The organism is Histophilus somni, from assembly GCF_014202395.1.
In the GTDB taxonomy this organism is placed as follows: Bacteria; Pseudomonadota; Gammaproteobacteria; order Enterobacterales; family Pasteurellaceae; genus Histophilus; species Histophilus somni.
In genome coordinates, this window is sequence record NZ_JACHGQ010000006.1 from 100,109 (window position 1) to 112,256 (window position 12,148).

11 protein-coding genes are annotated in these 12,148 nt (G+C 35.6%); 7 read left to right on the plus strand and 4 right to left on the minus strand.

Annotated elements, in window-relative coordinates:
• Positions 1 to 39 precede the first annotated feature (39 nt).
• Entirely contained in the window at positions 40 to 1,719 is a 1,680-nt protein-coding gene (gene recN / locus HNR69_RS05445; RefSeq protein ID WP_136122242.1) for a DNA repair protein RecN, read from the plus strand.
• A 190-nt stretch (positions 1,720 to 1,909) separates the two neighbouring features.
• On the opposite strand, the gene HNR69_RS05450 is transcribed toward recN, so the two are convergent.
• Positions 1,910 to 3,220: a cation:proton antiporter gene (locus tag HNR69_RS05450; protein ID WP_011608808.1), complete on the minus strand. Its 1,311-nt coding sequence runs from the start codon at positions 3,218 to 3,220 to the stop codon at positions 1,910 to 1,912.
• A 327-nt stretch (positions 3,221 to 3,547) separates the two neighbouring features.
• On the minus strand, positions 3,548 to 3,898 hold the full coding sequence (locus HNR69_RS05455) for a RidA family protein (protein WP_075293481.1): 351 nt from the start codon (positions 3,896 to 3,898) through the stop codon (positions 3,548 to 3,550).
• Between the two features lie 110 nt (positions 3,899 to 4,008).
• Between HNR69_RS05455 and HNR69_RS05460 the strand changes: the two genes are divergently transcribed.
• The 6 genes from HNR69_RS05460 to uvrC all read left to right on the plus strand — a co-directional run bounded on the left by HNR69_RS05460 (position 4,009) and on the right by uvrC (position 9,560).
• Positions 4,009 to 4,731 carry a YwiC-like family protein gene (locus tag HNR69_RS05460; RefSeq protein ID WP_075293480.1) on the plus strand — a complete coding sequence of 241 codons (723 nt, stop codon included), beginning with the start codon at positions 4,009 to 4,011 and terminating at the stop codon, positions 4,729 to 4,731.
• Positions 4,732 to 4,745: 14 nt separating this feature from the next.
• Complete coding sequence (locus HNR69_RS05465) at positions 4,746 to 5,645, plus strand: RimK family alpha-L-glutamate ligase (RefSeq protein WP_012341793.1); 900 nt, start codon at positions 4,746 to 4,748, stop codon at positions 5,643 to 5,645.
• A gap of 118 nt (positions 5,646 to 5,763) precedes the next feature.
• Positions 5,764 to 6,759: a tetraacyldisaccharide 4'-kinase gene (lpxK, locus tag HNR69_RS05470; RefSeq protein ID WP_075293479.1), complete on the plus strand. Its 996-nt coding sequence runs from the start codon at positions 5,764 to 5,766 to the stop codon at positions 6,757 to 6,759.
• Positions 6,756 to 6,953, plus strand: coding sequence for a Trm112 family protein (locus HNR69_RS05475; protein ID WP_011608813.1), 198 nt, complete (start codon positions 6,756 to 6,758; stop codon positions 6,951 to 6,953). The genes lpxK and HNR69_RS05475 overlap by 4 nt, the downstream gene beginning before the upstream one ends.
• Positions 6,954 to 6,967: 14 nt before the next feature.
• On the plus strand, positions 6,968 to 7,738 hold the full coding sequence (kdsB, locus tag HNR69_RS05480) for a 3-deoxy-manno-octulosonate cytidylyltransferase (RefSeq protein ID WP_075293478.1): 771 nt from the start codon (positions 6,968 to 6,970) through the stop codon (positions 7,736 to 7,738).
• The gene (gene uvrC / locus HNR69_RS05485) at positions 7,731 to 9,560 is read left to right on the plus strand and encodes an excinuclease ABC subunit UvrC (protein ID WP_075293477.1); all 1,830 of its coding nucleotides are present in this window, start codon (positions 7,731 to 7,733) and stop codon (positions 9,558 to 9,560) included. Before kdsB ends, uvrC begins: the two co-directional genes overlap by 8 nt.
• A 65-nt stretch (positions 9,561 to 9,625) precedes the next feature.
• On the opposite strand, the gene HNR69_RS05490 is transcribed toward uvrC, so the two are convergent.
• Positions 9,626 to 10,012 carry a TM2 domain-containing protein gene (locus HNR69_RS05490; RefSeq protein ID WP_075293476.1) on the minus strand — a complete coding sequence of 129 codons (387 nt, stop codon included), beginning with the start codon at positions 10,010 to 10,012 and terminating at the stop codon, positions 9,626 to 9,628.
• A gap of 124 nt (positions 10,013 to 10,136) precedes the next feature.
• Positions 10,137 to 12,116 (minus strand): exoribonuclease II, encoded by a 1,980-nt coding sequence (rnb, locus tag HNR69_RS05495; protein WP_075293475.1) that lies wholly within the window; start codon positions 12,114 to 12,116, stop codon positions 10,137 to 10,139.
• Between the last annotated feature and the right edge of the window lie 32 nt (positions 12,117 to 12,148).

The window sequence follows — 12,148 nt, forward strand, 5'->3', positions numbered from 1 at the left end:
ATATATAATTGTATTTATATACAGTAAAGGATTCATGCTATGTTAGTTCAACTTACCATTAATAACTTTGCGATTGTTCATCATCTTGATATTGAATTTGCGAAAGGTATGTCAGTTATTACCGGCGAAACTGGAGCCGGAAAATCTATTGCTATTGATGCACTCGGACTTTGTTTAGGGCAAAGAACAGAGTTATCTATGTTACGTGACGGACAAGAGAGAGTGGATGTTTGTGCCACATTTCATATTGAGAGCATTAATCCTGCTTATCAATGGCTACAAGAGCAGGAGTTACAAGATTCTGACAACCCTGAATATTGCATTTTACGTCGAATTATTAATTCTGATGGACGGTCGAAGGCTTTTATTAATGGCGTTGCAGTATCAGCCTCACAACTCAAAGCTATTGGACAATATCTGATTCAGATTAATGGTCAACATGCTTCTCAACAATTGCTAAAAAGTGACTACCAGATTCATATTATTGATCAATTTTGTGGACATGAGGACTTATTGAAAAATATGCAAGAAAGTTACCGCACTTGGCGAGAGTTACAGGAAAAAGTAACGACATTTCATCAGAAATGTGCTGAAAATGAAGCAAAAAAACAGCTATTAGAATATCAAGTAGAAGAGTTAGATCAGTTTAATTTGAAAGAAAATGAGTATTTGGAGTTGGAAGAAGAGCATACTCGCTTATCAAATAGTGAAGAATTGATGTCTTTATCTCAGTCAACATTACAGTTATTAAGTGAAAATGAGAGTGTGAGTATTGATAGCCTGCTTTATAAAGCAACACAATATATTGATGAGCTTTGTCAATTGGATTCTAATTATTCTGATGTGCAAACAATGTTGCAAGAGGCACTTATTCAAATTCAGGAAGCCACGTCTGAAATGCAACATTTATCCTCAAATATTGATCAGGATCCAAAACTGTTACAGGCTGTTGAACAGCGTATGGGACAAGTGTTACAACTCGCTCGTAAGCATAATGTGAAACCACAGGATTTAGTTGAATTACATAAACAACTGAAAAATGAACTTGAGCAACTCGTTCACTTTTCTGAAAGTGAATCGCAATTGATACAACAAGAAGAACAGATGCGACAACATGTGCAAGAAATTGCAACGAAACTTAGCTTAAGTCGTCAGCAAGGGGCAATAAAATTATCAACACAAGTGACACAATCTATTAAATTACTTGCTATGGAAAATGCGGAGTTCTTAATTACTTTTGATGAGGATAAAAAACTCACAAGTAAAGGTTATGATCAACTCTGCTTTAATTTGAGAGCAAATCTAGGTCAATCAGTACAACCTTTAAATAAGGTTGCTTCCGGAGGGGAGCTTTCACGTATTGCATTGGCTATACAGGTTTTAACCTCTGATAAAGCAGCTGTTCCTACTTTAATTTTTGACGAAATTGATGTGGGAATTAGTGGTGCTACAGCCAGTGTTGTGGGCAAATTATTGCGACAATTGGGCGAAAAATGCCAAGTCATTTGTGTAACGCATTTACCTCAAGTAGCTTGCTGTGGACATAATCATTTTGCTGTAGAAAAACAGGTTATAGAAAATAAAACAATAACTAAAATGACCGCACTTACATCAGAACAGAGAGTTATTGCATTAGCAAAACTTTTGGGGGGACAAGGCATTGGTGAAATGGCATTAGCTAACGCACAAGAAATGTTGGATTTAGTCAATATAAATTAAATTTCATTTCGTGTATTTCACCAAAACGGATTATATTGTATCCGATTTTAGATCTGATCTATTAATAACAGACTCTAGCCTCAGTACATAAAAATGCTTATGAAGTAAATAGCTGATACTGTTTCACTTATATTAATTCTATTGTCTGAGGTAGAGAAAACCATACAGCACGGACTTCACATCGATGTTTTTAAGTCTGATTTTTTAACCCTATATAACCTCGTTTTTGCAAAGTTGCTTCTTTGGATTTTCTGATCATTGTTTCTATTGTCGTGCCTTGAATTAAAATTGAAAAGAGAACAACGCTGTAAGTAATAATAATAAATAAATCTCGCACATTCATACCGATATTTTCTAAAAATGCACTTGTTGCAGGAATAGAAAGTGCCATGGCAAGAGAGAGACCGCCTCGTAAGCCTCCCCAAGTTAAAATTCGTAAAGTATAAGGATTGTACACAGTTTTCATACTTAAGAATTTGAATGGGATCCATACGCTTGCATAACGACAAAATAAACATACCGGAATAGCGATTAGACTTAAGATGATCGCTTGTGAAGTAAAGTTCACCAATAACATCGCAGAGCCAATTAATAAGAATAAAAGTGAATTTAAGAAATGATCAATCATTTCCCAAAAGTGATCAAGATAGTGTTGACTTTGTTCTGAAAAACCGGAGTGTCTTGTCCAGTTGGAAATCATAATTCCGGCTACAACCATTGCCAAGGCACCAGAAACATGAAGCAAATTTGCTAACATAAAGCCAGCAGTAGGAATGGTTAAAGTGAGTAAGATTTCTAAACTTCCGTCATCGGTAGCTGAAATCAGAAAATGAGCAATAACACCTAAGATTAAGCCAAAGAAAATTCCACCAACAGCTTCAGCTAAGAAGAGTTTTGTAATCTCCATTGCAGTTGGCTCATGTCCACCAAATGCAACGGTAAAAATAGTTGTAAAAATAACTAATCCTACACCATCATTAAATAAAGATTCACCCTCTACTTTCATGGATAATTTTTTTGGTGCTTTTAAGTTTTTAATGATGGCCAATACAGCGATAGGGTCTGTCGGCGAAATGAGAGCGCCAAATAAAATACAATAAATAAAATCTATATGCAGCCTTAATAAGGCAGATATTCCGTAAAATAAAACTCCAATAAAGAGAGTTGATGCTATCGTTGAAAACAAAGCTAATATTGTGATCTCCAATTTTTGGCTTTTTAATACAGGTAATTTAATTCCCAATGCACCAGCAAAAAGTAAAAATCCCAAGATGCCATTTAATAGGAAATCTTTAAAATCAATGCGTTGCATAACGTTTTGAGCAATGTCGTCTAAATGGAATAAATTAGTGGATCCTGCGATTAGTAATATCAGTGAACCTACAGTTGCTGTTGCGGTGATTGCAATTGTGTATTGAATACGGTCACTGATTTTTTGAGTGACAAAACCGATTAAAATCGATATGGTAGAGAGAAAACAAATGTAAGTATAAATACTCATAAGAAGTACCTTCTAAAATTTAAAAATCTGTTTATATTTTATTAATTAATCAAATTAGTAAAATATAAACAGACTTGACTTGTTCTAATTGAGATAGTCAAGTAGCGATTGAGCATTAGAAAGTTAATAAAATGTAACAAGAAAAATTTTTGCCTAGTATAAGTAAAGTCCTACTTTTTATAAAGTTCATTTTTATAAAATAATTAGAAATAGTTAATTTATAGCGTTATTTTCGACCGCACTTTTGATATGAAAATGCTTGTTTAAGGATAGTAATGGCAGAATAAATTTTGTTTGTTCTGCCATTATATGTTGAAGAATGAAAAATTAATATTTTGCCACAATAACAATTTCCACTTTCCATTTCGGGTCAGCCAATTGACTTTGCACTGTGGCTCTGGTCGGTGCATTATGAGAATCAACCCATTCATCCCATGCCTTATTCATTTCTTGATAGTCTTGCATATCAGCTAAAAAAATTTGTGCATTGAGTATGTTGCTTTTATTTGAACCGATTTCTAGTAATAATTTATCAATTAGACCTAATACTTCTTTTGTTTGTAAATAGGCATCTACATCAGTATTTTCCGGTACTTGTCCGGCAAAATAAGCAGTATTATTGTGAATTGTTATTTCAGATAGCCGTCCGTTAGAATGAAAGCGTTGTATTTTTTCCATAATGTCTCCTTAGTGAATAATGAAATTATGTATAAAGATTATAGCGATTTTTGTAAAAATGGACTAGGATCTGCAAGTTTTTCTTGAATTATTGTAGTGGAAAATTTTGTGTGAAAATGCTGATTTCTAACCAACATGGTGCAACTTTAATGGCATTAATGCCATTTTTATATGGTATGCTTTTGGCTAAACCGACTTGGCAGCATTCCTTTTTATTTTTGGCTTGGTTTAGTCTATATTTAATGAGCTATCCTTTTTTTCATTTGTTCAAAGGTAAAAAATCGAATTTTATAAGATATCAAAAATATACATTGATTTATGGCACGACAAGTTTGATATTTGCACTACCTGTTTTTTACTACAATTGGCACATTTTATATTTTCTTATCGCAATGTTACCTTTTGGCTTCATCAATATTTATTTTGTAAAACAAAAAAATGAGCGAGCATTAATTAATGATTTGGCGGGGATAATTATCTTTGCTATTGCCGGTATGGCAAGCTATTATTTTTCTACTTTTACCTTTACTCAACAAATTTGGTTAGTTGCTTTATTGCCAAGTTTGTATTTCATCGGCACTACTTTGTATGTCAAATCTTGTTTGCGTGAACGAAAAAATCCTAAGTATTTATTGGCTTCTTACTTGTGGCATTTTGCTTGTGTTGTTCTTTTTGTTGCAATACAACAGTTTTATCTTGCATTTGCTTTTGTTATACCGGCAATACGTGCCTATTTTTTACCGAAGATGAAGATCTCGGCTAAACAACTCGGTTTAATTGAGATTGCGGTAGCCCTTGTATTTTTTATTCAACTTCTTTTTGCCACTTTATAGAGAAGAGGACTACTATGAAATTACTAATGTTATGTCGAGAACCTCGCCTTTACAGTTGTCAGCGTTTAAAAGAAAGTGCGGAAGATAATGGGCATCAGATAGATATTCTGGATCCTAATCGTTGCTTATTAAAACTCTCGAAAAATGCACCGCACTTTGAATTGTATTATCAAGTGAATAGTAAAAGCGAACCGTATTTATTACCGGATTATGATGCGATTATTCCTCGTTTTGGTTCTACAAGCACAAGAATGGGGTGTGCCGTGTTACGACATTTTCGTACAAAAAATGTATTTTGTTTAAATGATGATGTTGCGTTTTTAAAAGCTAGAGATAAATGGCTTAGTTTACAGTTATTGACTGAACAAGGTATTGCTGTCCCTAATTCAGCATTGTCAGGTGCAGAATTTTCTGCCACTCAAGCCATTTTGCAAATTCAATCGCCGACGATTTTGAAAACGTTACACGGATCACAAGGAATAGGCGTTATTTTGGCAGAAAATCGTAAAAGTGCGGTGAGTATTATGGAAACTTTAACTCAAGCAGACGTACCGTTATTAATGCAGGATTTTATTCAGGAAGCACAAGGAACGGATATTCGTTGTTTTGTTATTGGTGATAAAGTTGTTGCTACAATGCAACGTATTGGACAAGAAGATGAATTTCGTGCCAATTTTCATCGAGGGGGAAGTGCAGAGAAAATTCAGTTAACCGAACAAGAAAAAGTACTGGCTTTAAAAGCAACGAAATGTTTAGGGCTAGATGTTGCAGGTGTCGATTTGATCCGTTCTAAACAAGGGTTGTTAGTGCTAGAAGTCAATGCCAGTCCCGGATTGGAAATGATCGAAAAAACCAGTGGAATTGATATTGCCTTGCAAATGATAGTTCACATTGAAAAGCAGTTTAAGAGATAATGTTTTACTCGTAGTGCGGTAGAAAAATACCTTGTTTTTTGTTTTAATAATGAAATTTAAAAAATCCCGATATTTACAAAGGATTCACACCTTAACATACTGAATAAATAGGTTAATTATGTTCTTTTGGTATCAAAATCACGTTATAGCTAAGTTACTTGTTTGGCTGTTATTCCCATTTTCTTTGGTCTTTTGGTTTATTTCTGTTATTCGTCGGAGATTATTTCGATTAAACTGGCTGAAATCCTACCGCTCTCCTGTTCCTGTTTTGATTGTGGGTAACTTATCTGTGGGAGGAAATGGAAAAACACCTGTAACGATTTGGTTGGTAAAACAATTTCAGTCGAGAGGTATTAAAGTTGGCGTTATTTCACGTGGATACGGTAGCCGAGCAGAGTATTATCCATATTTAGTTAAAATTGATGATAATCCAACTATTTCCGGTGATGAACCTTTGTTAATCGCACAACGTACAGGCGTACCTGTTTGTATTTCCCCGAATAGACAACAAGCAATTGAGCTTTTACTGGCACAGTTTAATTGTGATTTAATCATTAGCGATGATGGGTTACAACATTATAAATTACAACGTGATTTTGAAATTGTAGTGATTGATGGCGAAAGGGTATTTGGCAATGGTTTTGTTATGCCGGCAGGACCTTTAAGAGAATTACCAAATCGTTTAGCGGAAGTGGATTTAATTATTAATAATGGAAAACTAACAGGTTATAGTAATACGTTAATGATCTTATTACCTAAATTCGCCGTTAATTTAGTCAGTGGTGAGAAAAAACTATTACGTGATTTTCAACGTATTCCTCTCAATGCAATAGCAGGTATTGGTTATCCGCAACGTTTTTTTAATATGTTACGAGATTTTGCGTTAACTCTTGAAAAAACGCAAAGTTTTCAAGACCATCAGGATTTTGAAGCAACACATTTCGCATATTTCTCTTCAAATCAACCGCTCTTTATGACGGAAAAAGATGCGGTTAAATGTCGTCCTTTTGCACAGGCGAATTGGTGGTATGTGCCGGTTGAGGCTGATATTCAGGGAGAAGAGGTAGAACGATTTATGCAAGTTGTTTCACAACAAATAAAGGAGAAAAAATGAACGGAAGATTATTAGAAATTGTCGCATGTCCAATTTGCCAAGGGCGATTGAAATACGACAGTGAAAATGAGCAACTTATTTGTCACTTTGATCATATTGCTTACCCTATTAAACAAGGTATTCCAATTTTACTTTCCGATCAGGCCATAAGTTTGTCTACATCTTTAACCAATCCTGAGCAACAAAATCAGTAATAAGGAGAATATTCATGAATTTCACGGTTATTATTCCCGCACGTTATGCGTCCAGTCGCTTACCGGGTAAACCTTTGGCTGACATTGCTGGAAAACCAATGATCCAACACGTTTGGGAAAAAGCACAACAATCCGGTGCAACAAGAGTGGTCGTTGCAACAGATTATGAGGAAGTTGCACGAGCAGTTCGTGGTTTTGATGGAGAAGTTTGTATAACTTCCTCTCAGCATAATTCAGGTACAGAACGTTTGGCGGAAGTGATAGAAAAATTAGCTATACCTGATGATGAAATTATTGTGAATATTCAAGGTGATGAGCCTCTTGTTCCCCCTGTTATTGTGAGTCAAGTTGCACAAAATCTACAAAAATATCAAGTGAATATGGCAACTCTTGCAGTAAAAATTGAATATGTGGAAGAGTTATTTAATCCAAATGTAGTGAAAGTTTTAACAGATAAAGATGGTTATGTTTTATATTTTTCTCGTGCAGTTATTCCATGGGATCGGGATCAGTTTGTTCAACTGGGTAAAGCAGATTTATCTCAATTGCAATTGCACCAACATTATTTCCGTCATATTGGTATTTATGCTTATCGTGCCGGCTTTATTAAACAATATGTACAATGGCAACCCACAACATTGGAACAAATTGAAAGACTTGAACAATTGCGTGTCCTTTGGAACGGTGAAAGAATTCATGTAGAATTAGCAAAACAAGCGCCTGCCGTTGGGGTAGATACGGTAGAAGATTTAGAAAAAGTGCGGTCTATTTTATCTCATGTTTGATGCCAAAAACTTTCTTGCCAATGTAACGCACCAGCCCGGTGTATACCGAATGTTTGATGAAAAAGGGCAGGTGATTTATGTTGGTAAGGCAAAAGATTTGAAAAAGCGTTTATCCAGCTATTTTCGCACTAATTTGAACAGTAAAAAAACTTCCGCACTGGTTTCGCATATTCATTCAATAGAAACAACAATCACCGCTTCAGAAACTGAAGCATTATTGCTTGAACATAATTATATTAAAGCTTTTCAGCCCCGTTACAATGTTTTATTACGTGATGATAAATCCTATCCCTATATTCTATTAACGAAAGAACGTCATCCTAGAATTACCTCGCATCGAGGTTCAAAAAAAGTACAAGGTGAGTATTTTGGCCCTTATCCCCATGCAGGATCGGTACGTGAAACTCTCTCTTTGTTGCAAAAATTATTTCCTATTCGGCAATGTGAAAACTCGGTATATAACAACCGCTCTCGCCCTTGTTTGCAGTATCAAATCGGGCGTTGCAGTGGCCCTTGTATTGATGGTTTAGTATCTGATGAAGAATATCAGCAACAGGTCGATTTTGCTCGGCTATTTTTACAAGGTAAAGATCAGCAAGTGTTGGAGCATTTGATCAAAAAAATGGAACAAGCGAGTATGCAACTTAATTTTGAGCAGGCAGCTTATTTCCGTGATCAAATTCAGGCGATTCGTGCGGTAATTGAAAAACAATTTGTTTCTAACGAACGTTTAGATGATATGGATATTATGGCAATTGCTTATCAGCTTGGTATTGCTTGTGTACAAGTTTTATTTATTCGTCAGGGAAAAGTATTAGGTAATCGCAGTTATTTTCCCAAAGTGCCGGCAAATACGGATTTAAGTGAATTAACCGAAACGTTTGTCGGACAGTTTTATTTACAGGGGCATCAAGGTCGGATTATACCAAGTACCATTATTGTTGATCATGTTTTGAATGAAAAACATGAACTTGAGGTTTTATTAACAGAACAAGCCGGACGTAAAGTAAATATTCAAGATAATGTGAAAGGCAATAAAAGCAAATTTTTACATCTGGCTCAAATGAATGCACAAGCCGCATTAGTAACACAGCTTAAACAAGCTAATTTAATACAAGAGCGTTATCAGGCATTACAAGAACTTTTGTCTTTAACTACCATTAAACGTATGGAATGTTTTGATATCAGTCATACTATGGGAGAGCAAACAATAGCTTCTTGCGTTGTTTTTGATACTGAAGGACCGTTGAAATCAGATTATCGTCGTTTCAACATAAGCGGAATTACTGCAGGCGATGATTATGCCGCTATGGAGCAGGCTTTGTTGAAACGTTATGATCGCCCATTAGAAAATGAGAAAATTCCAGATATTATTTTTATTGATGGGGGAAAGGGGCAATTAAACCGTGCTTTACAAGTTTTTGCACAATTAAATGTCTCTTGGGATAAAAATAAACCGCTCTTAATTGGGGTAGCAAAAGGGGTAGATCGTAAAGCAGGTTTAGAGACGTTAATTATTAGTAAACAAAATAAGGAAGTGAATTTACTGCCTGACAGCCTTGCCCTTCATCTTATTCAACATATTCGTGATGAAAGTCATCATCATGCCATTGGCGGTCATCGTAAAAAACGTCAACAGGCTTTTACTCAAAGCGGTCTAGAAGCCATTGAAGGTGTTGGAGCAAAACGAAGACAAGCTTTATTAAAATATTTAGGGGGCATGCAAGGTGTAAAAAATGCGACTTTAGCAGAAATTTCCTCCGTTCCGGGCATTTCTGCTGCGTTGGCGGAACGGATTTATGAAACGCTAAGAAGTGAATAAGCAGTAACAAAGCAAAAGGGGAAAATATTTAATTTCCCCTTGTTTTATCTATAAAATCAGCAAAATCAAAGAATGATGTTTCCATTATCATCTGCCGGTTTTGTTAGCCCGATAATAAATTCAATGAGTGCGATAAAACCGGGAATGAAAGTCCAACAGAATAAAAGATATAAAATACCTAATCCCGTTTTACCGGCATAAAATTTATGAATACCCAATCCACCCAAGAAAAATGCCAGTAAGCAATAAGCAATTTTATTCACCGCTTTGGCTGTTTGAGCATAGGTATTTTTTGTTTTTAAAATAACAGGTGCTTCATCAGTACCGAATACATCGACTTCATCTCTGACATGTGGCTCAAAATCAAGAGCTGTTCTGTGTACTACTTTGATTGAACCATCAGGCATACCAATAGACACCATATTATCTTCAATTTTTATAATTTTAGCCATAACATTCCCTCTTAGTGTTATTAGTTTTAATTAATTAAAATTTTTAAAAGCCAAGGAAGAAAAAGCTGAATAAGAGAATTTTTTCATTGGCTTAAAAGTGCGGTTTATTGTACTCAACCTAGAATTAGTTAGCAATATTTCCAATAATGCTTCTCGTTTCTTCTTTAACGTCCACAAGTTGAACATGAATTATATCGCCAATTTTGTATGTTTTTTCTCCTTTAATATAAAGTGCGATTTCCTCAGAATTTACCTGAAGTTCTTCTCTATTGCTATGTAAGGTTGATGCCGGAATAAAGACGGAAGCACCATTTTCCAATAGAAGTACACGTAATCCGCCACGCATGACATCTTGTATTTCTGCTTGAAATATTTGTTTTTGTTCTACTTTATCTGCTAAATAGCGACAATATAACCAATCTGCAATATCTCGCTCAACTAAACGGTTTTGACGACGAGCCTCTTGTAAACGTTGTAAGACACTATCTTGAGGGCGTTCATATTGTTGTGTTGTGAGACTCGCTTTAATTAGGCGATGATTAACTATATCCGAATATTTACGAATTGGAGATGTCCATGTGGCGTAACCTTGCAAACCTAAGCCAAAGTGCGGTGCTAATTCCGTTTTAAATTCTGCTGAGGTTAAGAAACGACGTAAACGCAATTCAAGATAATTATTTTCGCTTGCTCCAATATCATGACGCATATTGCAGTATCCACTTAAGGTTGCTAAATTTTCTACAGAATAGCGTTGTTTCAATTCTGCTTGATTTTGTTCGTTGGTTAAATTTGACAGCAGGAAATGATGTGCATTTTCCAAGAATTTTTTATCGAAACCACTATGAGTATTAAAAATCCCAAAACCAATTTTTTCATCCAGATATTGTGCCGCACAAATATTCGCAATAATCATTGCTTCTTCAACAATTTGGTTTGCAATGCGACGATATTCTGTTTTAATCTCTTGTACTTTACCATTTTCTGCCAGTACAAAAGAGTAGTCCGGTTTTTCTGTAAACAGTAAAGCATGAGTTTTACGCCATTGTGATCTGGCTAAGGTAAACTCATGTAACCACGCAATTTGTTGTTGAGTAACAGGATCTTGTGGTTGCCAACAGCCTGTTTTTTGTTCTAAATAATCAGACACTTTATCATAAGCTAGTTTAGCTTTCGACATTACATAAGCAGAGACAAAGTGCGGTGGTGCGGTAATTTCACCTTGTAAATCTGTTGTGATATAACAAACCAATGCGGCACGTTGAGCATTTTCGGAAAGAGAGCAAAGATCGTCGGATAACTCTCGAGGCAACATTGGAATATTAAATCCCGGCAAGTAATTAGTGAAACAACGTTGTCTGGCATCTTGTTCAATTTGTGAATTAACATCAATATAAGCTGTTGGATCGGCAATCGCAACGACTAATTTCCAACCGACTTGAGCTTCATTTTCGCTAATTGGCTCAATATATAAAGCATCATCTATATCTTTTGTTGTTTCACTATCAATAGTGATGAAGTGAAGTGCGGTGAGATCTTCACGTTCTTGTTGATCCAATAGAGGGTAACTTTCTTGTCCCTGTACAGGATAACGAGATTGTTCATGATGTGCCAAAGTTACCCACCAAGGTGCAAGTTCGTCACCAGCGTGACAAATAAATTCAGAAATGTGTGCAAAGAAAAAACGATCATCACGTAAAGGATGGTTTTTTAGCTGTGCCACAACCCAATCTCCATCTTGTAATTCTTCTTTAACGGCTTTTGTTTGTGTCGCTCCAATTGGCTGATTAATTTGGGGGTGATTGACTACAAGTTGTAATTTCTTGTCTTTATTGAACCGCACTTTGGCAATAAAGCGAGTTAGCATGGGTTCAATGAGTTCTTCCGGTTCAGCCTGTTCTTTATCGCCAATCGTTTCAATCACTGCTTTAATTTTGTCGCCATGCATAACTTTTTTCATTGCCATTGGCGGAATAAAATAACTTTTTTTATCACACTCAAGGAAACCGAAGGCTTTGTCAGAACTTCTTACAATACCTTCTACATGCGGTTTACTATCACGAATTTGTTGTTTGAGTTGGGAAAGTAGGGGATTATTTTGAAACATATTCTTACGCTATAAATGAAAACGGATGTTCA

Coding starts and splice junctions, on each gene's coding strand:
- recN (WP_136122242.1), top strand. CDS start 40: ATGTTAGTTCAACTTACCATTAATAACTTTGCGATTGTTCATCATCTT.
- HNR69_RS05450 (WP_011608808.1), bottom strand. CDS start 3,220: ATGAGTATTTATACTTACATTTGTTTTCTCTCTACCATATCGATTTTA.
- HNR69_RS05455 (WP_075293481.1), bottom strand. CDS start 3,898: ATGGAAAAAATACAACGCTTTCATTCTAACGGACGGCTATCTGAAATA.
- HNR69_RS05465 (WP_012341793.1), top strand. CDS start 4,746: ATGAAATTACTAATGTTATGTCGAGAACCTCGCCTTTACAGTTGTCAG.
- lpxK (WP_075293479.1), top strand. CDS start 5,764: ATGTTCTTTTGGTATCAAAATCACGTTATAGCTAAGTTACTTGTTTGG.
- HNR69_RS05475 (WP_011608813.1), top strand. CDS start 6,756: ATGAACGGAAGATTATTAGAAATTGTCGCATGTCCAATTTGCCAAGGG.
- kdsB (WP_075293478.1), top strand. CDS start 6,968: ATGAATTTCACGGTTATTATTCCCGCACGTTATGCGTCCAGTCGCTTA.
- uvrC (WP_075293477.1), top strand. CDS start 7,731: ATGTTTGATGCCAAAAACTTTCTTGCCAATGTAACGCACCAGCCCGGT.
- HNR69_RS05490 (WP_075293476.1), bottom strand. CDS start 10,012: ATGGCTAAAATTATAAAAATTGAAGATAATATGGTGTCTATTGGTATG.
- rnb (WP_075293475.1), bottom strand. CDS start 12,116: ATGTTTCAAAATAATCCCCTACTTTCCCAACTCAAACAACAAATTCGT.